This window comes from Mesorhizobium sp. M0991, assembly GCF_040318915.1.
Classification (GTDB): domain Bacteria; phylum Pseudomonadota; class Alphaproteobacteria; order Rhizobiales; family Rhizobiaceae; genus Mesorhizobium.
In genome coordinates this window covers 1-26,642 of sequence record NZ_JAMYNE010000029.1, presented here as the reverse complement: position 1 = coordinate 26,642, position 26,642 = coordinate 1, and the positions used below count along the sequence as shown (strand labels likewise).

Annotated in this window: 26 protein-coding genes and 2 pseudogenes; 11 read left to right on the top strand and 17 right to left on the bottom strand. The window is 60.7% G+C overall.

All coding sequences use genetic code 11. The features are described 5' to 3' along the window. Positions 1-55: 55 nt before the first annotated feature. Both NKH70_RS28835 and NKH70_RS28830 read right to left on the bottom strand, forming a co-directional pair. Positions 56-934, bottom strand: a complete 879-nt coding sequence (locus tag NKH70_RS28835) for an MBL fold metallo-hydrolase (protein WP_352508392.1) — start codon at positions 932-934, stop codon at positions 56-58. Further along, a complete protein-coding gene (locus NKH70_RS28830; RefSeq protein ID WP_352508391.1) occupies positions 921-2,426 on the bottom strand; it encodes an aminotransferase class V-fold PLP-dependent enzyme in 1,506 nt (501 codons plus the stop codon). Before NKH70_RS28830 ends, NKH70_RS28835 begins: the two co-directional genes overlap by 14 nt. Before the next feature lie 94 nt (positions 2,427-2,520). Between NKH70_RS28830 and NKH70_RS28825 the strand changes: the two genes are divergently transcribed. Next, positions 2,521-3,003: an Lrp/AsnC family transcriptional regulator gene (locus NKH70_RS28825; protein WP_352508390.1), complete on the top strand. Its 483-nt coding sequence runs from the start codon at positions 2,521-2,523 to the stop codon at positions 3,001-3,003. 185 nt (positions 3,004-3,188) lie between these two features. Here NKH70_RS28825 and NKH70_RS28820 read toward each other — a convergent pair whose 3' ends face one another. The 8 genes from NKH70_RS28820 to NKH70_RS28785 are packed head-to-tail and all read right to left on the bottom strand — an operon-like array spanning position 3,189 to position 9,801. Beyond that, positions 3,189-3,881, bottom strand: coding sequence for an amino acid ABC transporter permease (locus NKH70_RS28820; protein WP_352452053.1), 693 nt, complete (start codon positions 3,879-3,881; stop codon positions 3,189-3,191). 18 nt (positions 3,882-3,899) lie between these two features. Further along, complete coding sequence (locus tag NKH70_RS28815; protein ID WP_031194726.1) at positions 3,900-4,616, bottom strand: amino acid ABC transporter permease; 717 nt, start codon at positions 4,614-4,616, stop codon at positions 3,900-3,902. Between the two features lie 59 nt (positions 4,617-4,675). Further along, positions 4,676-5,503, bottom strand: a complete 828-nt coding sequence (locus NKH70_RS28810; RefSeq protein ID WP_352508389.1) for a transporter substrate-binding domain-containing protein — start codon at positions 5,501-5,503, stop codon at positions 4,676-4,678. 24 nt (positions 5,504-5,527) lie between these two features. Further along, the gene (locus tag NKH70_RS28805; RefSeq protein ID WP_352508388.1) at positions 5,528-6,268 is read right to left on the bottom strand and encodes an amino acid ABC transporter ATP-binding protein; all 741 of its coding nucleotides are present in this window, start codon (positions 6,266-6,268) and stop codon (positions 5,528-5,530) included. Between the two features lie 56 nt (positions 6,269-6,324). Then, the gene (locus tag NKH70_RS28800) at positions 6,325-6,888 is read right to left on the bottom strand and encodes a peroxidase-related enzyme (RefSeq protein ID WP_352503504.1); all 564 of its coding nucleotides are present in this window, start codon (positions 6,886-6,888) and stop codon (positions 6,325-6,327) included. Beyond that, the gene (locus NKH70_RS28795; RefSeq protein WP_352508387.1) at positions 6,885-7,367 is read right to left on the bottom strand and encodes a CMD domain-containing protein; all 483 of its coding nucleotides are present in this window, start codon (positions 7,365-7,367) and stop codon (positions 6,885-6,887) included. Before NKH70_RS28795 ends, NKH70_RS28800 begins: the two co-directional genes overlap by 4 nt. Further along, complete coding sequence (locus tag NKH70_RS28790) at positions 7,364-8,833, bottom strand: NAD(P)-binding domain-containing protein (RefSeq protein ID WP_352508386.1); 1,470 nt, start codon at positions 8,831-8,833, stop codon at positions 7,364-7,366. Before NKH70_RS28790 ends, NKH70_RS28795 begins: the two co-directional genes overlap by 4 nt. Beyond that, positions 8,830-9,801, bottom strand: a complete 972-nt coding sequence (locus tag NKH70_RS28785) for a LysR family transcriptional regulator (protein ID WP_352508385.1) — start codon at positions 9,799-9,801, stop codon at positions 8,830-8,832. Before NKH70_RS28785 ends, NKH70_RS28790 begins: the two co-directional genes overlap by 4 nt. 213 nt (positions 9,802-10,014) lie before the next feature. Between NKH70_RS28785 and NKH70_RS28780 the strand changes: the two genes are divergently transcribed. Next, a complete protein-coding gene (locus NKH70_RS28780) occupies positions 10,015-11,085 on the top strand; it encodes an NAD/NADP octopine/nopaline dehydrogenase family protein (protein WP_352508384.1) in 1,071 nt (356 codons plus the stop codon). A gap of 359 nt (positions 11,086-11,444) precedes the next feature. Next, a complete protein-coding gene (locus tag NKH70_RS28775; RefSeq protein WP_352508383.1) occupies positions 11,445-11,987 on the top strand; it encodes a hypothetical protein in 543 nt (180 codons plus the stop codon). Between the two features lie 21 nt (positions 11,988-12,008). Here the strand turns inward: NKH70_RS28775 and NKH70_RS28770 are convergent. The 3 genes and pseudogenes from NKH70_RS28770 to NKH70_RS28760 all read right to left on the bottom strand — a co-directional run. Beyond that, a pseudogene (locus tag NKH70_RS28770) lies at positions 12,009-12,946 on the bottom strand (MFS transporter); the annotation flags it as partial. A 110-nt stretch (positions 12,947-13,056) separates the two neighbouring features. Next, the gene (chrA, locus tag NKH70_RS28765) at positions 13,057-14,466 is read right to left on the bottom strand and encodes a chromate efflux transporter (protein ID WP_353026725.1); all 1,410 of its coding nucleotides are present in this window, start codon (positions 14,464-14,466) and stop codon (positions 13,057-13,059) included. Between the two features lie 9 nt (positions 14,467-14,475). Next, entirely contained in the window at positions 14,476-15,453 is a 978-nt protein-coding gene (locus NKH70_RS28760) for a chromate resistance protein ChrB domain-containing protein (RefSeq protein WP_352508381.1), read from the bottom strand. A gap of 189 nt (positions 15,454-15,642) precedes the next feature. Here NKH70_RS28760 and NKH70_RS28755 point away from each other — a divergent pair, with 189 nt between their 5' ends. The 8 genes from NKH70_RS28755 (at position 15,643) to NKH70_RS28720 (ending at position 23,547) form a co-directional block, all read left to right on the top strand. Further along, positions 15,643-16,851, top strand: a complete 1,209-nt coding sequence (locus tag NKH70_RS28755) for an APC family permease (RefSeq protein WP_352508380.1) — start codon at positions 15,643-15,645, stop codon at positions 16,849-16,851. 26 nt (positions 16,852-16,877) lie between these two features. Continuing rightward, a complete protein-coding gene (locus NKH70_RS28750) occupies positions 16,878-17,696 on the top strand; it encodes a DUF1259 domain-containing protein (RefSeq protein WP_352508379.1) in 819 nt (272 codons plus the stop codon). Positions 17,697-18,283: 587 nt separating this feature from the next. Next, entirely contained in the window at positions 18,284-18,754 is a 471-nt protein-coding gene (locus tag NKH70_RS28745; RefSeq protein WP_352452041.1) for a chromate resistance protein ChrB domain-containing protein, read from the top strand. 39 nt (positions 18,755-18,793) lie between these two features. After that, positions 18,794-19,690 carry a DUF1259 domain-containing protein gene (locus NKH70_RS28740; RefSeq protein ID WP_352508378.1) on the top strand — a complete coding sequence of 299 codons (897 nt, stop codon included), beginning with the start codon at positions 18,794-18,796 and terminating at the stop codon, positions 19,688-19,690. 125 nt (positions 19,691-19,815) lie between these two features. Continuing rightward, positions 19,816-20,496 carry an ABC transporter ATP-binding protein gene (locus tag NKH70_RS28735; RefSeq protein WP_352615160.1) on the top strand — a complete coding sequence of 227 codons (681 nt, stop codon included), beginning with the start codon at positions 19,816-19,818 and terminating at the stop codon, positions 20,494-20,496. Beyond that, entirely contained in the window at positions 20,483-21,880 is a 1,398-nt protein-coding gene (locus NKH70_RS28730) for an ABC transporter permease subunit (RefSeq protein ID WP_353026722.1), read from the top strand. The genes NKH70_RS28735 and NKH70_RS28730 overlap by 14 nt, the downstream gene beginning before the upstream one ends. Continuing rightward, complete coding sequence (locus NKH70_RS28725; protein WP_352941374.1) at positions 21,864-22,586, top strand: LamG domain-containing protein; 723 nt, start codon at positions 21,864-21,866, stop codon at positions 22,584-22,586. The genes NKH70_RS28730 and NKH70_RS28725 overlap by 17 nt, the downstream gene beginning before the upstream one ends. Positions 22,587-22,773: 187 nt before the next feature. Next, positions 22,774-23,547 (top strand): sulfite exporter TauE/SafE family protein, encoded by a 774-nt coding sequence (locus NKH70_RS28720; protein ID WP_352508400.1) that lies wholly within the window; start codon positions 22,774-22,776, stop codon positions 23,545-23,547. Positions 23,548-23,746: 199 nt separating this feature from the next. Here the strand turns inward: NKH70_RS28720 and NKH70_RS28715 are convergent. The 4 genes and pseudogenes from NKH70_RS28715 to NKH70_RS28700 form a co-directional block, all read right to left on the bottom strand. After that, positions 23,747-23,863, bottom strand: a pseudogene (locus NKH70_RS28715) (YqaA family protein); the annotation flags it as partial. 35 nt (positions 23,864-23,898) lie between these two features. Next, complete coding sequence (locus NKH70_RS28710) at positions 23,899-24,882, bottom strand: ABC transporter ATP-binding protein (protein ID WP_352508374.1); 984 nt, start codon at positions 24,880-24,882, stop codon at positions 23,899-23,901. Beyond that, positions 24,875-25,888, bottom strand: coding sequence for an ABC transporter ATP-binding protein (locus tag NKH70_RS28705; RefSeq protein ID WP_352508373.1), 1,014 nt, complete (start codon positions 25,886-25,888; stop codon positions 24,875-24,877). The genes NKH70_RS28710 and NKH70_RS28705 overlap by 8 nt, the downstream gene beginning before the upstream one ends. After that, on the bottom strand, positions 25,885-26,642 hold a 758-nt coding region (locus tag NKH70_RS28700; protein ID WP_353026719.1), incomplete at its 5' end, for an ABC transporter permease. The genes NKH70_RS28700 and NKH70_RS28705, both read right to left, overlap by 4 nt.

Genomic DNA, 26,642 nt, shown 5'->3' with positions numbered 1-26,642 from the left:
GCGCAATCCTGAACCGATCGTGAGCTGAAGCTGCTGAGGGAGCCCTTCCACCTCGTCACTGACCCCAGACCGATCCTGGCAGCGCGTTGAGCGGGATTTTCAGATAACGCAGGCCATTTTCCTCGACCTGAGGCAGCTCTCCTCCGCGAATATTGACCTGGAGGGCATGCAACATGAGCCTTGGCATCGGCAATGCCCTGTCTCGCGTCTCTCGAAGCCTGATGAACGCACTCCGAGATTGACCGGCGACGTGCTTGTTTTTCTCTTTCTGCTCCGCCACCGAACTCTCCCACAGAGCCTGGCGCCCTCCCGGCCTGTAGTCGTGACCGGTAAAGAGACGGGTCTCGCCGGGTAAGCTCAAAATGTCCTGGATGGACTGCCACAGATCAGCTGCGCTGCCGCCTGGAAAATGGGCGCGGGCGGAGCCGCTATCGGGCATGAAAAGCGTGTCGTGAATGAACGCCGCGTCGCCGATGACATACGTGATCGACGCCAATGTGTGCCCTGGCGAGTGCATGACGCGGGCTTCCAGCTCGCCAATCTTGAAGATCTCGCCGTCGCCAAACAGCCGATCCCATTGTGAGCCGTCGCATGCGAGATCCGGCCAATTATAGATCTCCTGCCAGATCTGCTGCACTTCCTTCACGCGCTCGCCGATCGCTATCGGCACGCCGGTTTTTGCCTTGAGATAACCCGCGGCCGAAAAGTGATCGGCATGCGGATGGGTGTCCAGCATCCACTCGAGCTTCAAATTGTGGCTGTTGATGTAGTCGAGGATCGCGTCCGCATTTGTCGTTGCCGTCGAGCCAGACTTTTCGTCGAAATCGAGCACCGGGTCGACGATGGCGCATCTTCGCGAACTCGGGCATGCAACGACATATTGGATGCTACCCGTCCGTGCATCGTAGAAGCCGACGACTTCAGGCTGCTGCATGGGCGATGCCCTCGACTGCGGCTCGCGGGAAAAAGATCGCCCGGCCAGGGTCGAGGTCGTAGTCACGCTCGAAGTCCGTTGCGTCGGACGCAATCTGCGCCACGGCATTGAGTATGAACTGCACCTTCTCGTCCGGCAGCAGAACGCTGAAATTCAGCCGAGTGAATCCCGGCTTTTTCATTTCCTCGCCAGAGAGAATGGCTTGCCTGATTTCTTCGGACTGTTCGTCGTCGATCGATAGCAGTCTGTGCACATACGGGCCGGCACAGGCGCAGCCACCGCGCGCCTGGATCCCGAACCGGTCGCTTAGCATGCGCGTGATCAGCTGCTGGTGGACGTAGCCACCCTTTCCGTTTTCGACCCTAAAGGAAAAGATCGGAAGCCGCTCAGGATCCGATAGACCGAGGAGCTCCAGCCGCGGCAGGGCTTTCCATGCGCGAAAAGCACGACGCGCCAGCTCGCGATTGCGCGCTGTCATCGCGTCGAGTCCGATCGCATCTTTGACGATGAAGGCCAGCGCGGCTCGTATGTCGCCGATCACGTTCGGCGTGCCGGCTTCCTCGCGGGATTCCAGGCTGTCGCTGTAATCGTGTGTCTTCGGGGAGACAAACTTCACCGTCCCGCCACCTGGCCACGACGGCGTTTTCGTCGAAGATACGTCGCGTCGAACGATCAAGATGCCGGAAGCGCCGGGGCCTCCGAGGAACTTGTGAGGCGAAACAACTATTGCGTCGATCTCGGCATCTGGGGCGGGCGACATGGAAATCGGCAGGTAAGGACCTGCGCCCGCATAGTCCCAGATCATCTTTGCGCCGGCGGCCTTCACGATCACGGTGATGGCCGCGACATCGCTGGTGATGCCCGTGACGTTCGAGGCCGCGGACATCGAGCATATCGTTAGATCTGACGACCCCCCGCCAACCGCGTCCTTGAGCTGAGACAGGTCCGGCCCGCCAGACGGATGCTCGGCGATTTCCACGATTTCTGCTCCGCTCTCGCGCCAGGGCAGAATGTTGGAGTGATGCTCATAGGGACCGATAATGATCCGAGCGCGCTTGCCCGCTGCCACGGCTTCAGCGACGCCGAATAGCTTGACGAGGCGGTTGATCCCCGACGTAGCGCCGGAGCCGGTGAAGATCACAGCATGCCGTTCGGTGGCCCCGCAGAATTGACCGATCAGGGCGCGCGCTTCCCGACGCATGCGGGTCATGAAGCCTCCGCAATACGAGGCTTCCGTGTGGCTGTTGGCGTAGTACGGCAGGACCTCCTCAAGCACAAAGCGCTCGATCTGACGGAGTGCGCGGCCTGACGCGACATAGTCGGCGTACACCAGGTCCTTTTGCCCGTAGGGACCCACGATTTTCGCCGTCGATCCCACAAGCCCATCCCGGAGGTCGGCGGTCACGTCAGCCTTTTTCTTTAGCCCCTGGCGGAACTTTGACAGAGGGGTCTCGGTCTGCCCTGTCGTCGGGCGAGCTGCTTGCACGGTCATTCTCCCCGACTCGGATATTGACTCGGATTGTAGCCTGCTCCACGGTCGAAAAAATTCACCTATTTTCTGCAATTTCTTGCAAAGAGCGTGTCAGATGATCGAAGATCGGGCGAAAATCGATGCATTTGATATGAAGATTTTGACGGCCATGCAGATCGATGCAAGCGTTTCCCAGCGAGATTTGGCGGAGAGGGTCGGCCTGTCTCAGAACGCGTGCTGGCGGCGGATCCAGCGCCTGCAGTCGCTAGGCCTTATCCGGGGGTCGCACAGCGATATCGATCTGCGAGCGCTGGGACTCGACCTGACGGTTTTCGTAATGGTCCGCACTCGCCACCATTCCAAGGAGTGGAGTGAGGCGTTCCGTGCCCATGTTGAACGGTTGTCGGAGGTGATCGATTTCTATCGGATCGGAGGGGACTGGGACTATCTGATCAAGGTCGTGACACAAGGCATGTCCGGCTACGATGCATTCTACCAGAAACTGATCACGAACTTCGACCTGGCTACGGTGACAGGCTTCTTTTCCATGGAAGCGATCATCAACAATCGTCCAGTGGATCTGACCAATCTGCGATAATGCGGCGCCTGCTGTTGGACACTTCGCCCTTCATCGTCGGCAAGCCGTCGACTGTGGCACCACCAGGGTGAGGTGTCGATTACATGAGCCCGCAGGTCTGGCTGCGAGTTCGCCCCATGAGCTGTTTGCAGGCCTCAACTGAGAGTTCCTCCGCCCTTGCTGCGCGGGTCCTGACGACGCTTCGCTCACGTCCGCACCCTCAGCGCCTGCTCCAGCCTGTCGGCAATCTGGGTGACGATATAGGCAATCACCATGTAGATCACGACGGCAATCACGAAGGCTTCGAGGTAGTAGTAGTTCAGCGCGGCGGTCAGCTGGGACTGGGCGAAGATATCGACAACCTCGATGGCGAATCCGAGAGAAAGCGCCTTCATGATGACCATCATCGAGGTTGTCAGGTCGGGAATTGCCGTGAGAGCCACCTGGGGAAACAGAATCCGTCGGAACAATTGGCCGTTCGTATAGCCAAGGGAATGGGCGGCGTCTGACTGACCGGTGTCAAAGGCGTTCAGGGCTCCTTTGATAATCTCCGATTGGAACGCAGCGATACAGCCTGTCACCGCAATAATAAGGATAACCGAGTTGGGTGTTTCGTGGGCGTTGAAGTTGATCCCGAGCAACGAGAGCAGGAACTGGAATGCCGGGGGCAGACCGAAATAGGCGAGGAAAATCACGATGACCATCGGAACGCCCTTGAAGACGATCTTGTAAGCCATGATGAGCTCTCGCAGCACCGGGACTCGTCTGTATTCGACGAGTGCAAAAATGCTGCCGACTAGCGTCGACAAGACGAAAATCGTCAGCGCCATTCCAAGCGTTACAGGTACGGCGCCCAGAATTTCCTGGGTGTCCTGGAGCAAAATTTCGGTATCGAACATGGTTTAATACCCTTTAGGTCAGACGCTGGCGATGGCCGCGTTCTTGATCTGAGCTGTTGTCGTGGCCTCAGGCGCCTGCATCGGCGAGCGAAGCTCGAACAAGTGCACGATGAACCAGGCAATCAGGCACATCAGCGCATAGATGACGGCCAGGACGAGGTACGTTTCGAACTGGTACTGGTTATAGTCGCGCTCCATGATCAAGTGCGCGGTCGCCATGACGTCGGCCGCCCCGATGTACATCACCAGCGCAACGTTATGGATCAGGTAGATGATGGAATTTCCATAGCCGGGCAATGCGAAGTGCACCGCTTGCGGGCCCACGATGCGGGTGATCTTCTGGCGAAAGGTATATCCTAGACTGTCGGCCGCATCATGCTGGCCGCGATCGACGGCCAGGTATGCGGGCCGAAGGACTTCCGACAGATACCCGCCATGGTAAAAGCTCAGTCCGACCATCGCAGCGATCGTCGGCGAGAAGAAATCTGCGGAGCCGAACAGGGCCACCAATAGGGGGAGCCCGTAGAACGCGACGAACAACTGGAGGACGACGGGAACGCTGCGGGCATAGGACACGTAGAGGTCAGTGAGGTGGCTGACCACTGGTATCCTGCGAATCCGCAATGTTGTCGCAACGAGCGCCAAGCAAAAGCCGACCAACATGGCGGTAAACGTGATAGCGAGCGTCAGCGGCAATGCCGAGAGCAACTCGGGAATCATAGCAGAAACATCCACTTTGAAACGCTCCTTCTTGCAATTCAGACTTGCCGCTGACGATATCTACTCAGATCACATCATTTCATATACTTGACGATGCCTTCGCCAAACCACTTCTGCGAGAGCTTTTCGATCGTACCGTCGTCTTTCAACTCCTTCAGAACTTTGTTCACGTCATCGACTAGAACCTTGTTTTCATCTGACTTGTGAATAAGCATATAAGTATTGTTGGTGAAGACTGGTTCGGACGCCACGATGTCGAGCTTCTTTTCATCGATGACGGTCTGCTCACCAAGATTTGAAGGCAGGACCAGCGCGTCGAACTTGCCGTTCTGAACTTCGTCCAAACGGTTTGGATACGGGATTCCGGCGCTCGACGCCGTCACGTCAAGCTTGTATTGCGGATTTTCTTTTTGCCAGTTCATGATGAACTTATAGGTTCCGCCGCCAGCCGTGGTCGGAACGATCCTCTTGCCGACCAGGTCTTTCATTTCTTTGATGCCGCTGCCCTTTTTGCTGTAGATCTTCATCAGGCTGGCGCCCATGGGGTTTTCCGGAATGAAGAACTGCTTGGCGCGCTCGGGTGACTTATAGTAACCGCCGACCGCGATGTCGTATTTGCCTGTGGCCAGGCCAGTTTCCTGCGCGATGTCGGAGACACCTTCCATTTCGAACTTGTATTGCGGCAGCTTTGCGTTGATCGCCCTCAGCAGATCGGGTTCATACCCTTGCGGCTCGACGCCGAGCGCGCCCCAAGCCAATGGCTTGGATTCGGCAGAGGTCGCGATCTTGATTGTCCGAACGGTCTGACCATAACTGATCCCTGCTGTCGCAAGGGCAATTGCGATGCCGCCGGCGACGGCCAGGGCATAACGACGCGAAAAACTGGATTTGATTGCAGACATTTCTTGGGTTCCCTTCTTGTTGGATTATTGAAAAGCGAGTTCAGACTGCAGGAATTGAGCAAGTCGTGGGCTGGAAGGCGCATCGAAGATCTCAGCTGGACTGCCGTCGGCGGCAACCACGCCACGATCCATGAAGACGATCCGGTTCGAGATGTTCTTTGCGAATTGCATCTCGTGGGTTACAAGCAGCGAGGTGATGCCGGACGACGTGACGTCCTTGATCACCTTCAGGACTTCACCGACCAGTTCGGGATCCAGCGATGATGTCGGTTCGTCGAAGAGCATCACATCCGGCCGAACCGCCAGCGCACGTGCGATGCCTGTGCGCTGGAGCTGGCCACCTGAGAGCTGGGACGGATAGCTGTCCCGCTTCGCTGAGAGGCCGACCCTTTCGAGCTCTCGCAGCGCGATTTCACGCGCCTCGTCGGTGGACTTGCGCTGGACGACGACCAGCGGATCCATGACGTTCTGGAGGACGGTCATGTTCTTGAAGACGTTGAATTGCTGAAAGACCATCGCTGTCCGGAGCCGGATCGCCTGGATGGCTGCCTTGTCGGCGCGCTGGTAATCCATCAGAATCTGGTCGAACGCGATGGTTCCAGATGCAGGCTTAACCAGATAGTTGATGCATTTCAGCAGGGTGGTCTTGCCGGTGCCGCTTGGGCCGATGATTGACACAACGTCACCTCGCTTTACCGAGAGATTGACGCCGTTCAGGACCTGTGTGCTTCCGTAGGACAGCTTTATATCTTTGAGTTCAAGCATTCTGGTTGGTTCCCTTCAGAGTGTGGGAAGGAGTGTCTTGACCGCATGCGATATCATCACCCGCTCTCCGCATGGCCGAGAACGTGCATCAGCCGGTTCGCCCAGCCGAAGATCGATATGGCGTGGATAAGGTCGATGATCTCGGCATCATTCATGCCGACCGATCGCAGCGCGGCGATATCGTCTGGCGTCGCTTCCGACGGCGCCGCCGACAGGCGGCGGGCAAAGCTGTAGATCGCCGCATCTCGCGGCCCAAGCTTTTCGGGTTTGTCGAGGTACAGCGCGGTGACAACATCGTCGCTCTTGGTCAGCTCTGCATGTCGGCGGGCGTGAACAACGGCACAGAATTTGCAACCATTGACCATCGAGGCGCCCAAGGCGCCAAGTTCGCGATCGGGACGGGCGAGCCCGCCCTCGACGTACATGATCGCGTTGAACAGAATCGTGCGGGCAAGATAGCTTTCCGGATCATGCACAAGGGTCCGTACATATTCCGAAACTTTCTTGGCGGAGGGCGTAACCTTCATCGCATCGAGCTGTTCCGGCGTGGCCCCGGACAGCTCGACCGGCGCGATGTATGGCTGCCAGTTCAGCGGCTTCAGGCGCACCGAGGAAATCATGCCGACCTCATCAATCGCAAGCCGGTCGCCACCCGTGTCTGGAAGTTGACGAAGGCGATCAGTTCGGAGAGCGCGACGATCTGAGGATTGTTCAATCCAGCCTTGTCCAGGAGCGCGATGTGGCTTGCTTCCGCCTTTTTCGGCGTCAGGGTGATCAGGTCAACATGACGGACGATGGTCGCCAATGGTTCTTCCAGAGCCGTTTCGCCCTGGGTCACGGCCAGAAGCTGCTCGGTCGGACCAAGCTGAGCCAGCTGCATATCATATTCGGCCACCAGGACCGGATCGGCGTTCAGGGCGGCCATGCGGCGGGCAAGAGCAACACGCAAGTTCGGCGCCAGCCCCTGATCGTTTGCCGGCTGCAGCACCGAGAGGCGACATTCCTCGGCCCCTCGCACGAATTCGGGCCGAAACCGCCGTGCGGCGAACAGCGCATCGTCCGGCGAAAGACCGGCGGCTTTGTCAATTGCGTCGATCACAGCGCGGCCTCCTTTTGCAGCAAGGGTGTTGAATCGACCCATTCGTCGCCCAGAAGTTCCGGGGTGTCGTAAGCGATCAGATTGGCGAAGTGGGTTTCGACATCTTCAGCAAACAGCGACGCCGCAATGCCGCGGACGAGACGGTCGGCACCGGCACTGACGGCTGGGATATCGCCGGAGACCTTGCCATGTGTCAGCATCGCGGCATCGTTGAAGCAATGGATGTGCGCCAGCACCGGGCAGGAGCCGGGAACGCGTTCGCGAAACTCGAAGGCAGGACCGAGATCCGGCGCGTCCGACATGCCTGCACGAGCCGGCCCCATATCCGGCCTATATCGGCCATCCGACCAGGTGCGGATATATGGGGCGATCGCCGCAAATTCCGGGCGGCCGCTGAAGTCATTTGAAAAGCCGGTTGCCGCGATGAGGAAGTCGTAGCGTATCGGCCCCTGCGTGGTTTCCACCAGCAGAGTCCCTGCCTCCTCCTTCACCGCAACTATGCCGCAGTCGAGAAGGAACCGAGCATTCGAATGGCGAGACACGCGAAGTGTCGATGAACGAGGCGGCGGTGTTTGGGTCGAGGCGGTATAATCGAAGAATTTCCACTTCCAGGCGTCGGGCAAGTGATGCATGCCGAGTACAACACCCGGGCTGCCAATACCGGTCAGCTTGTTGATGCGCGGCATTTCCTTGCGACGGATCAACATGTCGACACAGCCGGCTCCCGCCTCGAGTGCCGTTGCGGCATTATCCATGGAGGAGGCGCCGGCGCCGATCACCGCCACACGCTTGCCTTTCAGCGCATTGAAATCGATTTTGTCGGCAGAATGGGCCCAATAGGCGCGATCGACGCCGCTGAGGAAATCGGGCACGGCAAAACCGCCCAACCCGGACCGACCAGTGGCCAGAACGAGACGACGGGTGAGAACCCGGCCGGTTTCCGCGCCTTCGATATTGATCGCAATCAGATCTCCAACGGGTGCCAGTCCGGTCATGCGCACGCTGTTGCGCACCGGCAGGCCAAGAACCTTGCGGTACCAGACGAGGTAGTCCATCCACTGGCCCTTGGGGATTTTGTCCAGCGACCGCCAGGCCTCAACGCCCCATTGCGCCGTGAACCAGGCGCGGAACGTCAATTGCGGCAGGCCGAGCGACGGACCGTGCAGGGTTTTTGGCGACCGAAGCGTTTGCATGCGGGCAAACGTCACCCATGGTCCTTCGAGCCCGGCCGGAGCCGCATCATAGGCCACGACATTGGTTATCCCGGTCAGCACCAGCTTTGCCGTGGCAGCAAGTCCGCACATGCCGGCGCCGATCACCACGACGTCACGGACCGGCACGCCATCGTGCGAACGCGCGGGAACCCATGGCTTGGCGGGCAGTTCGAGAAACTCGAGATCCTGCGCGAGCTGTGCTTCGAGCGCAGCAAGACCTGTCGGCGTTGGCGCGGCGGGGGTATGCTTCATATTCCTGTTCCGTGATTTGTGCCGGATGCAGGATCGTTCACCAATTGGCCAGCGAGGGTCGGATCCAGTTTTTTGAAGCCGACGATCGACCGTTCAGCCACCGCCTCGACCGCATCCATCAACGCCTGCGCGACTGGACGAAGCGGGCGTTTCTCGGCAGCCACAACGCCCCAATAGAAAAGAACGGTCACGTCGATCGGGCGAATGACGACCCCAGGCAGGGCCACGCCATAGGCGGTGAGGGGATCAATCACAGCCGCGACGCCAGTCCGCCGAACGATCTGCAACGCGCCATATGCTGTATTCGTCCGGATCACTGGCCCGGTATCGATGCCCCTGGCCGCCAATGCCTTGGAGACATGCAACTGGAAACGTAGGGGGTTGAGCAGTGTGGCGACGCGGCGACCGGCAAAGGCGGAAAGCGGTATCACGTCAAGTTCAGCCAGCGGATCGTCCTCCCGCACGGCAGCAACATCAGGCGCCGAATAGAGCCGCAGGACATCCAGACCGGGCGTATCGAGCGGCAGGCTTGAAAACCCGATCTCGGCACGTCCGCTGCGCACCTCCTGGGCGACGATCGAGGGGAGAAACTGCCCCAGATGCGTCTCGTGCGGAAGTTCGACACCTTTGAGTTCGGCCATGGCCGTCGGGATCAAGCCAGTACCGATCGCCGAGGTCGTAACAATCTGCAGGATTCGCCCTCTGCCGGCGGCAATCATCTTGGCCCGCGCGGCTAGCTCGGTGAAGGACATCAGCAAGCGCCGCGCCTCCTCCTCGAAGGCCACACCCTCCTCGGACAACTGCACCCGCCGACCGACACGGTGCAGCAATTCGAAGCCGAGCTCTGCCTCGAGATCCTGAATGGTGCGTGTCACTGCAGGTTGGGAACGACCGAGCATGTCAGCCGCCTTGGTAATGCTGCCGCTGGCAGCAACCGCAAGGAAGCTCTGAAGGTCGCGGGTTTCCATGTTCTCTCTACATGCGCAATCCGTATGATTGACATCGTCTCATTCATTTTTGATATATGTCAAGCGGAAACGAATATTCGCTGAGGCATGTTGCAATCGCGGGCTCAGGCCGGAATCCCATCGCCAGAAGCCGACGATGGCAGATGCGGCTCCGATTTGTGGAACCTCCTAGTGAGAAATGGAGGCTGCAATGCCCGCAACAGGAGGGAATTTATGCGCGTAAGCATTCTTGGCGCCGGAGCGATTGCTTACGGCCTTGCCGCCTATCTGGCCGAAGCGGGACATGACCCTATGCTTTGGTCGCCTTCCGGAGAACGCACCAAGGCGCTGGCCGCCGGTGGATTGCTGAAGGCTACCGGAGCTATCAAGGCAACGACTAAGGTGCGCATCGCCAAGGATTGCGAAGACGCCATTGCCGATGCCGACGTCGTCATAATCGCGTTGCCGGCCTACGGGCACAAGATGGTGATGGACGCTGCCACTCCTTATCTAAGGGACGGAACGCCGGTTATCATCAGCTCGCACAGTTCCTTTGGGGCACTGTATCTCTCCAAGCGGCTTGCGGACCGGAAGGTTAGCCTGCCGATCGTCGTCTGGGGTACCACGCTCGTGACCGGGCAACAGCGCGGGCCAGCCGAAATCGATGTTGCAACCGTTCGCCAGAAACTGGATGTCGCGACGCTGCCTTTCAGTGCTCAGGACCAAGGGTTCGAGCTTTGCACGAGCTTGTTCGGCGATCGTTTCGTCAAGCGCGACGGCATGCTTGCTATCGCACTCAGCAACCTCAATCCGCAGAACCATCTCGGGATCGCTCTTCTTAATCTCACACGCATGGAGAAGGGAGAACAGTGGAGCCAGGCCGGAAACGTCACCCCGGCTGTCGGCCGCTTTATCGAGGCTCTGGACGCGGAACGATTGGCGATCGCCGCCCGTTTTGGAATTGCCGTGCGCACAGTTGAAGAGCATTTTTCATTGTCGTTTCACGTCCCCATGGCCACCGTTTCGGAAATGAACCAGGAGATGGATCGCCAAGGCCGCGGCGGCTTCGGCCCGTCAACCATCGAAAGCCGCTATATTCTCGAGGACGTTCCGTTCGGGCTGCTGCCGACCGTTTTGTTGGGGAAGATCAGCGGAAATTCAGCGATTCTCCATGAATCTGGAATTGCCATATTCTCGGCGGCTTACGGTCGCGATCTTAAGGGCGATAATGATATTCTTCCCGCGCTGGGCTTCGAGGGAATGGCAAAAGCGGACCTCGAAAACCTTTGCCGTAAGGGATTCTAACAAGTTTCCGCCGTGGACTGGGACATAGGCCAAGTGCCCGAAAAACCACCGGGACTGGTTGCCGGCGAGCACGACATGCAGGTTCCTCGGCGAGCGCCGGGAGATGTCTCCAGGAACTCAGCACGAGATCGAATGGTCCCGCCCGGCGGTGTGAGTTGGTCTGTAGCAGGGTCCGTCATCGAAACCCAGTGCGGCATGGTTCCATCAGTTGCCACATGCCTGAACATTGCATCAACTGCGCAGGCGCTTCGCGCCTCCATCAAGATACCGGCCATGCAGGCGCCGACAGTCCGGAACAACGAGTGTCGTAGCCCGTTCAGGATAAGTGGTTCGTCCACAATCAGCTACGCGAGATAGACATGTTCCGATTTCTAACGTTGGCAGGGACCATCTTGGGTCTGACGATGTCGCCGGCGCAGGCCGCCAGTGATGCGGATCAGGCTGTCGAACAATTTCACCGTACCTGTCTGGCCGAGGGTCCCAATTTCGAGCGCATGATAGAGACCGCGCACGAACGCAGGTGGACACTTATTGCCGAAGCAGGCTTCGGCGAACTCGCGCCAATCGCTAATCCAACCTCAGTGGAGGCATGGCTGGTGGCCGAAGCGGAGGAAGGATTGCCAGCAGGAACCATCATCGGCACTACCAAGGCAACGATGAGCGGCAAACCGGTGCAGACGTGTACGCTGGCATTTCCCGATATCGATGAAGAGGCATTTCGGAAGAGTTTCTTCACCCGTACGGATGCCGAGAAGATTGCCGAAGACCGCGATACGGAGGAGTTCTCGCGTCTCTACATCCTCGTTGCCGGCGGACGTAAGCAATTTGTCCGGCTGGTGGTCCTGCCTTCAACGCCACCAGGAAACCCGCGCGTCGTTGCCAGTTCGATCATGGCCGACTGACATGTCATTCCTCCCGCCCCCGTGCTCCTCTGGAGGGCGAACACTGCGAAATGTCGCGAGCAGCAGAAGGTCGTAGATAATTTTCAGCCCACCGGCGATGATCAGGGGCCAGCCGAAGCTGGAGACGGCAAGGAGAGCCCCTGCGAGGACTGGACTGGCGGCCGCCGCGAGGCTGCGGGGGGCGGCGGTGATGCTCGCCGCGGCAGCCCGCTCTTCGGGCGTCACCACGGCCATGAGGTACGATGTGCGGGTCGGTACGTCCATCTGCGACAGCGCGCTTCTAATCAGCAGAAGAACGATAGCCGGAGCGACGCTCGGCATGAACGGGATGAGCACCAGACAGAGGCTCGACGGAAGGTGCGTAAACACTGCAGCCGCCGATAGAGGAGCACCGCCGCCAACCCAAGTGAGGCATAAAATAGAAAAGCTGCCTGGAGGGCCTGCTTCATTTCCAGGCCGATGGCGTCGCGGAGAAAGTCGGGCGTTCCTGCGGCCAGCGCTCCGACGGCGCCGGCGAGAGAGCCGATGAGGCTGTAGCGCGCAAAGAGCGCCGTGCGGTCGCGGTCGGTGACGCTCTGCGCAAGCTGCGCATGTTCGAGCGGTAGAAACACGCTGACGTCCCCTGAAGATGGGTTCAGCGTGCCGACGAACGCGATGAGAAGCAGCGGCCAGAAGTCGTGAACGACAGCGAAGACGACCCCCGTTGCTATCATCAGGACAGCCGCTGCGGTCAGCAGCGCTCGACGGGAGAAGCGATGCGCGACGATCCCAACAGCCAGGGTGAGGACGGCTGAGCCCGCGAGCGTCGCCGTCGACAGGGTTCCGATCTCGAAGGCGTCGAAGCCGAGCGTGGCCAGATAGGCGGGAAGCAGGATGCTGACCAGACCGTCACCGAACGCCCGCAGTCCCCTGGATGTCAGCAGGTTCGCAGCAGTCGGCTCAGCACCGGCAGGAAGCAGCCTGAAGCGCCGCTTCGAAATAGCTTTGCGCAAACCGTGCGCGAGCCACTGTAACGTCAACGATGCCTCCACCTCCTCACCCCACGGGTCAGGGCGCTGGCTGCACGGGGTTAGATCGCTCCCGTCGCCATCCCGTAGAGCAGCCCGAGGATCGAACAGCCGACGAGCACCGGGAGCATGCCGATCTTGAAGCGAAACACCGCTAGCAGCGCACCCAATGTCAGGACGAGGGACGCGACGTTGACGGAGCTGAATGCGGGCACATCGACCGTCATGCCGAACCCTTTGACCTCGCGCAGTGCACCAAACAGAACGTGAAGCGCGAACCACACCGCCAGGTTCAGGATCACGCCCACCACGGCTGCCGTTATGGTCGCCAGCGCGGCGGACAAGGCCTTGTTGCTGCGCAGCGTTTCCACGAACGGCGCACCGACAAATATCCAGAGGAAGCAAGGTGTGAAGGTGACCCAGGTGGTGAGCAGGCCGCCCAACGTTCCAGCGAGCAGCGGATTAAGTGATCCCGGCGCTCGATACGCGCCCATGAACCCGACGAACTGGGTCACCATGATCAAGGGGCCAGGCGTCGTCTCCGCCATGCCGAGGCCGTCCAGCATCTCACCTGGCTTCAGCCAGCCATATGTATCGACAGCCTGCTGCGCCACGTAAGCGAGGACGGCGTAGGCGCCTCCGAAGGTCACGACCGCCATCTTCGAGAAAAAGACCGCGATATCGGCGAAGACATTGCCGGACCCGAACAGCACGAAAAGGCCGAGGACAGGTGCCAGCCATAGCACCAGAAACACACCTCCGATCTTCAACGACCAGCTGACCGGCGGGCGAGCATGGGCAGGAATGCCTTCGCCGAGCGCCGATTCCGCGTCGGCGACCTGCTTGCCGCCGATCTTGCCGTGGCCGTTGCCCGCCATGAACGCTGCCAGCCCGGCCCGCCCGCCGACGTACCCGATCACTCCGGCCGCCAGGACAATGAGCGGGAATGGGACATGGAACAGGAAGAGCCCGATAAAGGCGGCGGCGGCGAGGCCTATCATGACCTTGTTCTTGAGCGCCCGCTTGCCGACCCGGATAACCGCCTCGAGCACGATGGCGAGGACGGCGGCCTTCAGACCGAAGAAAAGCGCCTGCACCGCGCCGACATTGCCAAAGATTGCATAGATCCAGCTCAGCGCCATGATGGCGAGGACGCCGGGCAGTACGAACAGCGTGCCGGCCACGAGCCCGCCTCGGGTTTTATGCAGGAGCCACCCGATGTAGACGGCGAGCTGCTGGGCCTCCGGTCCTGGCAGCAGCATGCAGTAGTTCAGCGCATGCAGGAACCGCGTCTCGCCGATCCAGCGCTTCTCCTCAACGAGGATGCGATGCATTACCGCGATCTGGCCGGCCGGGCCACCAAAACTCAACGCAGCGACTCGCGCCCAGACCCGCACTGCTTCGCGGAAGGGGATGCCATGCGAAGGTTCATCCCCCAGCGCATTCGGATGGACGGCATGGACGCTGGTCATTGGTTCCCCTCACCCGCGCTTCTGGCGGAAATACTGGTAGAGATTGTCGAAGACCGGGCCGCCCTGCGCGATCCGCTGCTCGTCGCCCTTATTCGTCATGGCGATGCCCGCGATTAGGCTGGCAATGCCCGTCGTCTCGTCGCGCCCGAACTTGCCGTCCTTGAGGTCGATATCATGGACGATCTCGGCGATGGCCTGCAGCGCCGGGTCGCCAAGCCCGGCCCGGGTGAGCAGCACCTCGAAGCTGCAGCGGTCGCCCTCATGGGTGATCTCACCGTCAAACATATCAAAGCGCAGCTCTCCCGGCTTTGCCGCATAGCTCTTGCCTGGGACGAAGCGGATGACGGCGTCTGGATCAATGAAGCGACGGATTAGCCAGCTGCAGGCCATCCGGTCGACGTGCACGTCGCGGCGTGTCACCCAGATCCGGCCCTTGAGGTCAGTAATCGGCTCAGTCGCCTTTGACTCCTCGGTCATGGGCTGGTCCTCCACGAGATGCGTCTCGAGTTCGGCGAGCAAACCCTCAACCGCGAGGCGACCCGTGGCGCCGAAGAAGTCGATCGTGTCCACCTCGGCGAGCCGCTTGCGTATTCGGCCGAGCTGCGATCGTGTCTCCGCACGCTTTTCCGGCGTGGCGTTCGCGCCGATCTCGGCGGCGAGACCACGCGCTTCCTTGGCGATCTCCGCATAGTCGGCATCACGCGCCGCATCGAACAGCGCTTGGACCTCGGCATCCGACAATCCGTCGATGAGACGCGCCTCGCACACCATCGCCTCGCCACCACCCGCGACGATCTCCTTCAGGAGCCACTCGAAATCCTCCTGCGTCTCGGCATTGGCCGGCAGTGCATAGACGGTGCTTTTTACCGCGACCGCGCCGATGCCTTGCAGCCGCCGCCAGATCTTCACCCGGAAATAGGCCGGCTTGCTCGGCAGCCGATGGATAAGGAGCAGCCAGCGCTGTTCCGTCGTTTCCCCCTCACTCATAAGTGAACCGTATCACGTGCAAGATTAAATGCAACACTTGTATCATTATTTGTTCAGGCGTAGCGTTGGCGGTCTCGCAGACTGTCCCGCTGACGCCTGACAGGAGGTGCCGAAATGAGAGCTTCGGGTGGGGCTACCCAGTCAGGATCATCCGCGACTCGGACCCTTGGACGCACCGCAGCTAGGCTCATGACTGCCGGCATGATTATCGGGACGGGTATTTTCGGTGCCCTTGGTGCGACCGCCGAGCGGGCCGGTCCCGCCCTTCTCCTGGCGATGATTCCAGGAGGGCTGGTATGCTTGGCCACAGGTATCAGCGGCGCGCAGCTCGGCGTCAATTTCCCCAGACATGGCGGTGCGTTCATCTGGGCACGAGCGTTCCGTCTCGACACGGTCGCCTTCCTTGCTGGCTGTTGCTATGTTGGACAGGGCATTGTGGGCACGAGCGTGGTATCGCTCGCCTTCGCTTATTACTCAGCACAACTTATTCCTGGCCTGCCCCTACATTTGACGGCTGGCGCGGTTGTACTCGTTGTCATGGCACTGAATTCCTTCGGTATCTCCTTCACGAGCAAAGTCATTATTGGCCTGATGCTGGTCATCGTTGCGCTGCTGGGCGTATTCGTCTTCTTCGCGGCTCCGCATGTAGAAGTCGCTCGTTTGGCCCCGACACTGGATAAGGGGCCATTCGCATTTATGGCGGGCGCCGCGATCTTCTTCTGGGCTTGGGACGGCTTCATGCGCACCGCCATTATGGCGGGCGAAATTCGGGATCCCCGAAAGGCCATTCCCTTCTCCATTCTAGGCGGCATTGCGATCGCCGCCGTCGTCTACTACGCCGTGGCCGCTACTACTCTGGGGGTGCTTGGCGCAGAGGAAATGGCCAAAGATGACGTACCTCTCTTCAAGGCAGGTATGCAGGCTATCGGGTCGTGGGGCGGCTGGCTGATCCTGGGGGCCGCATGGACAGCATCGATTAACGAACTCGTTAGCGATCTGCTCAGCGTCTCGCGTGTGGCGCTCGCGATGGGCGAGGCGCACGAATTGCCGAAATGGCTCGGCGAGGTCCATCCGCGCTTCAAGGTGCCGCGTCACGCAGTACTTGCCGTCGGCGTGCTCGTCTTTGCAGTGGTGCTGGTGTTCGACCTGCGTCAGGTTTTGCCGCTCGCCAGCTTTTACCTGCTGGTTTGGTTTGCCATTACCCACTACGCGGCTCTGCACTTAAGCAAGGAGCAGCGCCTATTCTCGCCCTTCTTCGCTTGGTTGGGCCTGGCTTGCTGCTTCACACTGCTCTTTTTCATACCACTCCTGCACCTTATAATTGGAATGGTGACGCTCGCGATGGCGTTCGGCACTCGATTCATTGTGCGGCGCCAACCGAAATTTGGTTTCGGCTAGTGCTAGATGAAACGAGGAGGTCTAAGATGCTCAATACCCAAGCTATTGAATCCCTTACCGGACTGAAGGGACAGACCACGGGGGACGTGCTCAAGTTATCGGTCCCGCGCAGTGAAATGAGAGTGACCCTGGACGGCTTTGAGATCATTCCGTTTATGGGCCTCACCTCCTGGGTCAGTTTTAAACAGGGGGCACATCATGCCACGTTGATGGGCGACATCGTCGTGCTCGAAGATGAAATCGAGGACGCGATGGCCGCAGCGATCCAGGCGAACCTGTACGTAACAGCCCTACACAATCATTTCGTCCGCGAACAGCCGCGCGTGATGTTTATGCATGTCGAGGGTACGGCTGATGAAACTGCGTTAGCGACAGGAGCGCATAGGATTTTTGAAGCGATAAAAATCGTGCGCCAGAAGCATCCTGTCGAACCTGCCATGAAGAAAGTGAACAGTAGCTTGGACGCGCCGCCGCTTGAGGCGATTGTCGAGCACAAGGGCGAGAGCAAGGACGGCGTGCTCAAGTTTGTCCTGGGGCGCCCATCCGTGCCCGTCGTCTGCACACGCTGTGGCGAGCTCAATATTGATGCGGCAATGGGCTACAACACATGGCTAGCCTTTCAGGGCACGGACGAGCGCGCCGCGGTCTGCGGCGACTTTGCGATGCTGGAAAATGAAGTCCGTTCGGTCATCCGTGAACTGCAAGCTGGAGCGATTGAAGTGATCGCGGTGCACAATCACATGTTCTTTGAAGACCCGCGGATCATCTTCTTGCACTACTGGGGCATCGGCAATGCTCAGGCGTTGGCGCAGAGCTTGAGGCGGGCGCTCAACACACAGCAATAGTCTGTTGCAGTCGCCACAGGAGTCACGCGACCGCCGCGCGCTCGCGATTGATGGCAGCGATGATGTATCGAGTGAAGAACTTCGGCGCAGCGCTCGGGTTGGCGGCGCGACGGCGGTGGGAAGGTCGGCCTGGGTGGCGGTTCCGTCGAAGTTGCCATACTCGTCGATCCTGGCGGGGCCGAACGGCACATCTCTTGGGAACTGCCGTTGGCATCGATCCAGTCGATGTCACGGCGGACCCCAAACACGGGTCGGCCAAGATCGAAAACCTATCTCCGGATCAGCGGCCGAGCAGGGTAACCGCCAGCGCGGCGCCGATGTCCAGAACATGTCCCGCCTTGGCTCGCAGGATTTCGGTGCGCGCCATCAGATCTTCACCCGGAAGGCCGGCTTGCTCGGCAGCTGATGGGCTGATGGATAAGGAGCAGCCAGCGCTGTTCCATTCGGTTCGCCATCACTCATAAATGAACCGTATCACGGGCAAAATAATATGTAACACTTGTATCATTCTTCATCCAAGCGTAGCGTTGTTGGTATCGCAGCAGTAGGCCGCGCTGAGTGGCGCCAACCAAAAGGGAGACAAGGCCATGAAATGGGTTACCCGCGAACGTCCGGTCATCGACCGTATTGCTTGTCCCTGGCTGATCGCCCGCTTCATCGACAAGGAGCCAGAATTCCTGTTCGTGCCGCCGGATCGGGTGATCCCGGTTGCCCAGGAGACGGGCGCTACACCGTATGACGTGCCCGGTGTCGAGTTCACGCATGTGGGTGACGGCTGCAGTTTCGATACCTTCGTCTCGAAATACGGCCTCGAGCGCGATCCGGCGATCGTGACGATCGCCTCGATCGTGCGCGGCGCCGACACCGATCGGCACGATTTGACGCCACAGTCTGCGGGGCTGCTTGCGATCTCGATGGGGCTCAGGGACGTGACGCCCGACGACCAGGAAGTGCTGAAGCACGGCTTCGTCATCTACGACGCGCTCTATGCCTGGGCTTCGCGCCGCAAGGCGGAGACGCACAGCTGGCCACCTGCCATGAAACCAGCTGTGGCTTGACCGGTGGGCGATTGGGGGCAGATCACAAGGAGAACTCCCATGCATGCAAAACTCATGAGCGGCGCAATGCTAATTGCGGTCTCGGCGCTGCTCGAACCGGCATCGGCTGCACCCAATTGGCAAATAGTCGCGCAGACACTCGGCAAATCCGGAACGGAAATGCCTGGCGGCGTTTACAGGGTGGGCTTGCCACGAACCGACCTGAAAGTATCCCTCGATGGGATATCCCTGAAGCCAGGATTTGCGCTCGGAGGCTGGATCGCGTTCGAGCCAATGGTGAACCAGGCGATGGTCATGGGCGACATCGTTCTGACGCAGGACGAGGTGAACCCGGTCATGAAGAAGCTACAAGAAGGTGGGATCGAGATCACTGCAGTGCACAACCACCTGCTGCGCGCGGAGCCGATGACGCTCTACATGCACGTGTTCGGCCAGGGTGATCCCGTCACGCTCGCCACTGCGCTTCATGCCGGATTGGCGTTGACAAAGACCCCGATGGAGAATGCCGCGTCCGGTGCCTCGCAATCGGAAGCATCCACCCAGCCGATCGACACGGCGGCCGTCGACAAGGCCATTGGCTACAAAGGTAAGGTCAATGGCGGCGTCTACCAGTTCAGTATCCTGCGCGCCGAACCGGTCAAGGAAAATGGTATGGACGTGCCGGCCGCCCTGGGCTCGGCCTTAGCGATCAACTTCCAGTCGACGGGCGGTGGCAAAGCAGCGATCACGGGTGATTTTGTGCTGACCGCCAAGGAGGTCAATCCGGTTCTCAAGGCAATGCAGGATAACGGCATCGAGATTACCGCGCTGCACAGCCACATGCTCGATGAAGAGCCGCGGCTCTTCTTCATGCATTTCTGGGCGAATGACGACGCGCAGAAGCTGGCAAAAGGCCTGCGCGCGGCCCTCGATAAAGTCGCCGTCAAGAAGAGCTAGATATTGGGCCTCCGCGCGATCGCACGCCGGGAGGGAATCAGCCGATGTTGCTGCGAAGCCGGATGTCTGACAAGGCGCAAATCGCTACACGGCAAGAGGGAGGATATGCCCTTCAGGTCGGTGCGTTGACCAAGCGCTATGGCGAGCAAACCGCGTTGGCGGATGTTGCCTTCAACGTGGAGGCCGGCGAAGTTCTCGGTCTTATCGGGCCGAACGGCGCCGGCAAGACTACGCTGTTGGAAGCGATCGCCGGCCTTCTTCCGGCCGACTCGGGAACGATTCTCCGGCACGGCGCCTCTCTGCCGCCTGCATCGCGCCGCAGGTCGATCTTCTTCCTTCCCGACGGCCTGCGGCCCTGGCGCGACCAGTACGTCGAACATGTTCTTGCGTTCTTCGCTGATGTCTACCGGACATCGCACCTCGACGTCGCGGAGACAGTCGGGGCCGTCGGACTTGCACCGGTGTTAATCAAGCGCGTGTCTGAATTGTCCAAGGGGTATGCCCGTCGACTGATGCTGGCGCTTGCCCTGATCACGCCGCATCCCTTGCTGCTGATGGACGAGCCCTTTGACGGCTTCGACTTACGACAGACCTGCGAGATCATGAGCGTGCTTCGCAAGGTCGCGGCGCAGGGGCGCAGCCTCGTCCTCGCGATACACCAACTGCTCGATGCCGAGCGCATGTGCGACCGTTTCGTCTTGCTCGCGGACGGCCGCGTACGCGGCATCGGATCCCTGAGCGACCTGCGGGCGCGTGCGGGAATTTCCTCCGGTGGGTTGGAGGAGGTTTTCCTTGCGCTCACCTGAGGCAGCCGTACCGCTCGGCGCTCCCTTCGGCCCCTTGCTGGCCAAGGAGCTGCGGGAAATGGCGAGCGGCCGGCCGCTCTGGATAATGCTGCTGATACTCTGCCCTCTCATTGACTTCAGCTTCTTTCAGGCCGTATCGCTCTATAGCAACGCGAGCGCCACGGCGCTCGACGCGTCGGGGCTCGCGAGCGCGCTATCACCGATTGACGGCGTGTTGGTCCCGACGTTCGGTGGCTTCTACGTCGCCGTCACACTGCTGTTTCCCTTTGTTGCCATACGCGTGCTCGGCAACGAAAAGGAGTCCGGCGCCTTGCGGCTCCTGATCCAACTGCCCTATCGAACGCCGACCTTGATTGGCGCGAAGCTGGTTGCCGTCTTCGCAGCTTGGCTCATTGCCGCGGTGCCTGCGATCTCTGCGCTCGCGATTTGGGAGTTCATGGGCGGACACCTGTTCGTTGCCGAGACGCTGAATCTTGTTCTCGGACATTTGCTCTACGGGCTACTGGTCGGCGCCATTGCATTGTTCGCAGCCGCGCTTGCCGAGAGCGCGGCAACCGCCGCGATTGTCACGCTCGGTTTCACGATTGGATCGTGGGTCATCGACTTCGCGGCGGCCAGCCAACCCGACCTCCTTGGCTGGTCGTCGTGGCTGTCGCTCACCCAAACGCTGCACACCTTTGAGCTCGGATTGCTGTCGATCAGTCTTGTCGTCGGGGTGCTCGCTGCGATTCTTGGTTTTGCTGCGCTCGCTACCATTTGGCTCCCGATGGGCGTTGCCCTGCGCACCAAGGTTGCACGTTCGGTCGTCTGCATCGCGGCGACCTGCCTTGTGCTGGTCGCTGCAGCCCAGATCAGATGGTCGGTGGATTCGACCGAGGACCGGCGGAACTCTTTCTCGCTAGCCGACGAGCAGGCGCTGGCGCAGCTCAGCAAGCAGCTGACCATCACCGTTCACCTGGTACCTGAAGATCCCCGGTATGCGGATTTGCAGACCAGCATCCTGTCGAAGCTCGAGCGGATCATTCCCCGGATTATCATCCGTCCTGCAGGCGACCAGCAGAGCGCTGTCGGCAGCGCAAGCGACGAGTCGTATGGTGAAGTGGAGTACAGCTACGGCGGCCGGTCGGCTGTCAGCCGATCGACGGGCACCGAGGAAATTCTGCCGCTCCTCTACGGGCTCGCAAACGTACCCCTGCTCGCACCGGTCACAGGAACCGACGACTATCCAGGTTATCCGCTCGTCGCCGTGCCCTGGATCGCGCTTCCCTGGTTCCTTGGCGGCCTGCCGCTGCTCATCGGGGTCGCCTGGTGGCGGTGCCGCCGGGTACCGACCATCGAATACGCTTCAAGCCAGAAGGAGATCAGCCGTGAAAATCTCACATAGCCTCGTGACAGTCGCCGCAGCTGCCGGCCTGGTGGTCTTGCTGCTGCCAGCTTCTGCCGGCCAGCGCAGCATCGTGAACTTTTCGGACGAGGAAGTTGGCGCAGATTCGAAGGCTATGCCCGGCGTGGTGGGCATTTGGCGGATTGAAACTGAAGGCGACAACAAGGTGTTGGCCGTCGATGGCCGCCAATGGAAGGAGGGGCAGACCTCCGCCGGCCTCGCCGACAAGGCACGGGCGCTCTATGGGGAGCGGTATGCCGAGTTTCTCGACCGCGTCCAGGCTTATGCATACTTCCCCTACGCGGTCTTTGAACGCACGCCAGATTTCCGCGATGGAGAGATCAGCGTCCGCTTCGAAGGCATCAGCGGCCGCATCGACCAGGGTGCAGGGATATTGTTCAACCTTAAGCCCAATGGCGACTATCTCACGATTCGCGCCAACCCTCTGGAGAACAATCTTGTCTTGTGGAGGTTCGAAAAGGGGAAACGCTCGTCGGTGACCTGGGTCAAGAACACCCCAACCTCAACCCATGAATGGCACGACCTGAAGGTGCGCATCGCCGGCACCAAGGTCGAAGGCTATGTCGACGGCAAGCTCTACCTGCAGGACACGCTGCCTGAGCCGGTGACCGGGCGTGTTGGCTTGTGGTCGAAGGCCGACAGTCACGTGTATTTTGATGACTTCACCGTAACTCCGGCTGGTTAGCCGGTACGCTTTCAACCAGCTTTCAAAGCTATCGGCGGCACGGTGCGCCGGAGTCCGGTCTTCCGGGCGCCCGCTTTGGCCCGGTAACGGGTGATTATTTCCATCGCACACGAGACTCAAAAGGCGGGCCGGGTTTTTGCGAACCGATGCGTTCGGAACGATCGAAGGCCCGCTTCGTTCTGATCGGATGGACTGGATTAGACTAGGCCTCCTGGCGTTGGCGGGGTTCCTCACCTGGACGCTGAACACCCTCTCGGCCGGAGGCGGAGGTCTATTGCTGATCCCCGCCGTGACTTTCATCACAGCGAGCGCGGCGGTTGCGCCGGTCATCACCTTGACCGAGCTCATCGGCAATCCCATCCGCGCCCTGGCGTTTCGGCGCAACATCGATTGGAGCCTGGTCCGTTGGTACCTGCCCGGCGCCATCGCCGGCGCCGCGGCGGGCTCCTGGCTCTTCGCCAACAGTCGGGCGGAATGGCTCCAGATATTCATAGGGATCTATCTGATTAGTGCAGTCTGGGAATTTCGCGGCGGCGCGCGCGAGCGGAGCTACCGAGCCCGCCGCTGGTGGTTCCTCCCGGCCGGCCTGATCGTCGCGCTGTTGTCGGCGCTGATGGGCACGGTGGGACCCGTCCTGAATTCGCTCTATCTGAACTACGGTTCGGAGAAGGAGACGTTGGTCGCCACGAAATCGGTGAACTCGTTTGTGACCGATGTCGTCAAGATCGCGGTATTCACCGGACTCGGCGCGCTCGGTGGTCAGGCGGTCATGTACGGCGCAGCCGCGGGTTTGGGCGCTGCGCTTGCCAATCTGCTGGCCAAGCGCTGGCTCGAACGCCTGAGTGGACGACAGTTCCGCGGCCTTGTGGTCGCGCTCATGGCTGTGAGTGGAGCGCTGATGATCTGGAACCAGCACAGCTTGGTTGTGCAGGCCTGGCGCGCGGCCACAGGAATGTCTTAACAATGTCGCTGTTGGCTGGAGCGCTGCGCCGTAGCTTGGTTGACCGGTCGCGCGATACGTAGAAGCTGGCAAAAGGCCTGCGCGCAGCCCTCGACAAGGTCGCCGTCAAAAAGAGCTAGCGCTTCCCGTCCGCGCGCATCATACAGGGCTCTTCGAACCAGCCGACCTAACCAGCTCAGCTTCGAAAAGGTTCGCGAGGTCAGATCACGCTCAGGGTCACGGCGGCAAGAACCAGATAGCGGCCGACCTTGGCGACGGCGACAAGCAGCAGGAAAACCCTGAAAGGCTCGCGCAGGACGCCCGAGACCACGGTCAGCTTCGCGAATCGTTCCGGCGCAGAAACGACATCTTTCAGATAACCGGGCGGCGGCCGCTATCGGCCAGATGACAGGCTGCAACGCCGCCATGCGGCACCGATCGCAGCATCGGTTCCTCAACCCGACAGATATCGATCGCCACGGGACAACGTGTGTTGAACCGGCACCCCGGAGGCGGCGCGCTTGGGCTCGGCGGATCGCCGGCTAGAATGATCCGGCGGCGCCCGGCTTCGATGCGAGGATCGGGAGAAGGAACAGCCGACAGCAGCGCCTGGCTGTAGGGATGGGCCGGCTCGCGAAACAGCGGCCGGGTCACGCCGGCTTCCGAGATACGGCCGAGATACATCACCGTCACGTTCGAGCAGACCTCACGCACGATCGCCAGGTCATGCGCGACAATGACGATGGTCAGACCAAGCTGCTTTTGCAACGACGTGAACAGGTTGACGATCTGCGCCCGGATGGAAACGTCGAGAGCGCTGAGCGGTTCGTCACACACCAGTATGGACGGCTTCAACGCGAGCGCGCGCGCAATCGAAACACGCTGGCGCTGACCGCCGGAAAGCGAGCGCGGAAGCCGGTCAAGCACCGTCTGCGGCAGCGCCACCAGGTCCAGAAGCTCGGTGATGCGGCGCCGGCGCTCTGCCGACGAGCCGAGGCGATGGATCTGCAGCGGCTCCTCAAGGGTCTGATAGACGGTCTGGCGGCGGCTCATCGATCCCAACGGATCCTGAAAGACGAACTGGACTTCACGGCTGAACGACTTCCTGTCCGCTTTCAGCCACTCGGCGCGATCTCTTCCCCCAATCAGGACAGTGCCCTCGCTCTCCTTCTGCAAACCGACGATGGTGCGCGCCAGCGTGGTCTTGCCGCAACCGGACTCGCCGACAATGCCGTGGAACGCTCCGCGCGCGACCGACAGGTCTATGCCATCGACCGCCCGCACCGCGTCGGTGCCCGAGCGGTTGGCGAAATGCACCTTCAATCCCCTGACCTCGATCGCCGGGACATCAGACATGGACGGCGATCCCCTCTCGTTTCAGCACGACCGGGCAGGCCACGCGATGCGGATTTGCCGAGATGGATATCGTCTGAAGCGGCGGTCGGTGTTTTCGGCAACCGGCTTCGACCAATTCGCAGCGGTCGGCGAAACGGCAACCCGGCTCCAGCCTGATCTGGCTTGGCGGCAGGCCCGGTATCTCGCGCGTAGCCACATTGTCGTCAGCACGAAAATCCGGCACCGATGCGAGCAGCCCGCGTGTATAGGGATGGACCGGCCGGGTCAGCACATCCATTGCCGTCCCCTCCTCCGCCACCTGTCCGGCGTAAAGCACGATGACGCGGTCGGCGACGGAAGCAACCACGCCGATGTCGTGCGTGATCAGCACGACCGCGATGCCGTCCTCGCGCTGGATCTGGCGAATGAGCTCCAGAATTTGCGCCTGGACGGTGGCGTCGAGGGCCGTAGTCGGCTCGTCGGCGATCAGCACGCGCGGCCGGGCCGCAAGCGCCAGCGCGATCATCGCGCGTTGCAGCATGCCGCCCGACATTTCGTGCGGATAGCGGTTGTAGCGATCCTCAGGGTCCGGAATGCCGGAGCGTGCCAGAAGCGAGACCGCTTCCTTGCGCGCCGCCTCATGCGACAGGCCGGCGAAGCGGCGCGCCTGGCGCGCCAGTTGCGGGCCGATTTTCAGCATCGGGTTGAGCGCGCTCATCGGGTCCTGGAAAATCACGCCGAAATAGCGTCCGCGCAGATCCGACAATTGCCGGGAACCGATGCTGAGCAGTTCGCTTCCGTCGGCTCGCGCCGAACCTCTCATGTCCACCGTCACACCCTCGGGCAGCAGGCCGAGGGGGCCGAGCGTCATGACGGTCTTTCCCGAACCGCTTTCGCCGACGACCGCGACCGTTTCTCCAGGACGGACGTTGAACGACACCCCGTCTACCGCCCGCACCGAAACGGTGGTGGCGTAGAGATCGATGACCAAGTTCTCGATCGAGTAGATCGGCTGATCGTCGCTCATGAGGTCGTTCCCGTTTCGACGGCATTGCGTTCCGTCTCTTCAAGGGCGCGCGCCCTTCGACGTTTGCGCAACGTCGCGCCGCGAACCGGCCGCGGCACCTTTTGCAATGCAAAGGCTTCGCCCAGAAGGTTAAAGCTGACCACGACCAGCGTCAGCGCCAGACCGGGCAGCACGACGAGGCGCGGCACCTCCTCGATGTAGCTCATGCCGTCGACCAGCATCTGGCCCCATTCCGGTGTCGGCGGCGCGACGCCAAGTCCGAGAAAGCTGAGCGTCGCGATGGCCAGCACAAGCGCGCCGGCGTCGGCGCTTGCGTAGACGACGACGAGGGCAAGCACATGCGGCAGGATATGGCGGACAAAGATCCAGAGATGGCCAGCGCCCATGACCCTGGCCGCCTCGATATAAGGCTGCTGCAGCTCGGCGGTGACGACGGCGCGGCTCATGCGGGCATAGTTCGCCCACCACGCCAGGGTGAGCGCCGTGATCATCGACCAATAGCCCGTGCCCAGAATGCCGATCAGCGCCAGCGCGATCACCAGGCTCGGAAGCGCCAGCGCAATGTCGATGATGCTGATCAGGACAAGCTCGACGCGACCGCCGACATAGCCGGCGAAGGAGCCGATCGTCACCCCGATTGCCAGAGCGGCGACAAGCACGATGACCATCGCCACCAGGGAAATGCGGGCGCCACCAACGATGCGGCTGAAGACGTCTCGGCCGAGATAGTCGGTGCCGAGCCAGTGGCTCCAGC

What these genes read in the sequence shown, in the direction of transcription:
- NKH70_RS28835 (WP_352508392.1), bottom strand. Translation starts at nt 934, where the DNA reads ATGCAGCAGCCTGAAGTCGTCGGCTTCTACGATGCACGGACGGGTAGC.
- NKH70_RS28830 (WP_352508391.1), bottom strand. Translation starts at nt 2,426, where the DNA reads ATGACCGTGCAAGCAGCTCGCCCGACGACAGGGCAGACCGAGACCCCT.
- NKH70_RS28825 (WP_352508390.1), top strand. Translation starts at nt 2,521, where the DNA reads ATGATCGAAGATCGGGCGAAAATCGATGCATTTGATATGAAGATTTTG.
- NKH70_RS28820 (WP_352452053.1), bottom strand. Translation starts at nt 3,881, where the DNA reads ATGTTCGATACCGAAATTTTGCTCCAGGACACCCAGGAAATTCTGGGC.
- NKH70_RS28810 (WP_352508389.1), bottom strand. Translation starts at nt 5,503, where the DNA reads ATGTCTGCAATCAAATCCAGTTTTTCGCGTCGTTATGCCCTGGCCGTC.
- NKH70_RS28805 (WP_352508388.1), bottom strand. Translation starts at nt 6,268, where the DNA reads ATGCTTGAACTCAAAGATATAAAGCTGTCCTACGGAAGCACACAGGTC.
- NKH70_RS28800 (WP_352503504.1), bottom strand. Translation starts at nt 6,888, where the DNA reads ATGATTTCCTCGGTGCGCCTGAAGCCGCTGAACTGGCAGCCATACATC.
- NKH70_RS28790 (WP_352508386.1), bottom strand. Translation starts at nt 8,833, where the DNA reads ATGAAGCATACCCCCGCCGCGCCAACGCCGACAGGTCTTGCTGCGCTC.
- NKH70_RS28785 (WP_352508385.1), bottom strand. Translation starts at nt 9,801, where the DNA reads ATGGAAACCCGCGACCTTCAGAGCTTCCTTGCGGTTGCTGCCAGCGGC.
- NKH70_RS28780 (WP_352508384.1), top strand. Translation starts at nt 10,015, where the DNA reads ATGCGCGTAAGCATTCTTGGCGCCGGAGCGATTGCTTACGGCCTTGCC.
- NKH70_RS28775 (WP_352508383.1), top strand. Translation starts at nt 11,445, where the DNA reads ATGTTCCGATTTCTAACGTTGGCAGGGACCATCTTGGGTCTGACGATG.
- chrA (WP_353026725.1), bottom strand. Translation starts at nt 14,466, where the DNA reads ATGACCAGCGTCCATGCCGTCCATCCGAATGCGCTGGGGGATGAACCT.
- NKH70_RS28760 (WP_352508381.1), bottom strand. Translation starts at nt 15,453, where the DNA reads ATGAGTGAGGGGGAAACGACGGAACAGCGCTGGCTGCTCCTTATCCAT.
- NKH70_RS28755 (WP_352508380.1), top strand. Translation starts at nt 15,643, where the DNA reads ATGACTGCCGGCATGATTATCGGGACGGGTATTTTCGGTGCCCTTGGT.
- NKH70_RS28750 (WP_352508379.1), top strand. Translation starts at nt 16,878, where the DNA reads ATGCTCAATACCCAAGCTATTGAATCCCTTACCGGACTGAAGGGACAG.
- NKH70_RS28745 (WP_352452041.1), top strand. Translation starts at nt 18,284, where the DNA reads ATGAAATGGGTTACCCGCGAACGTCCGGTCATCGACCGTATTGCTTGT.
- NKH70_RS28740 (WP_352508378.1), top strand. Translation starts at nt 18,794, where the DNA reads ATGCATGCAAAACTCATGAGCGGCGCAATGCTAATTGCGGTCTCGGCG.
- NKH70_RS28720 (WP_352508400.1), top strand. Translation starts at nt 22,774, where the DNA reads ATGGACTGGATTAGACTAGGCCTCCTGGCGTTGGCGGGGTTCCTCACC.
- NKH70_RS28710 (WP_352508374.1), bottom strand. Translation starts at nt 24,882, where the DNA reads ATGTCTGATGTCCCGGCGATCGAGGTCAGGGGATTGAAGGTGCATTTC.
- NKH70_RS28705 (WP_352508373.1), bottom strand. Translation starts at nt 25,888, where the DNA reads ATGAGCGACGATCAGCCGATCTACTCGATCGAGAACTTGGTCATCGAT.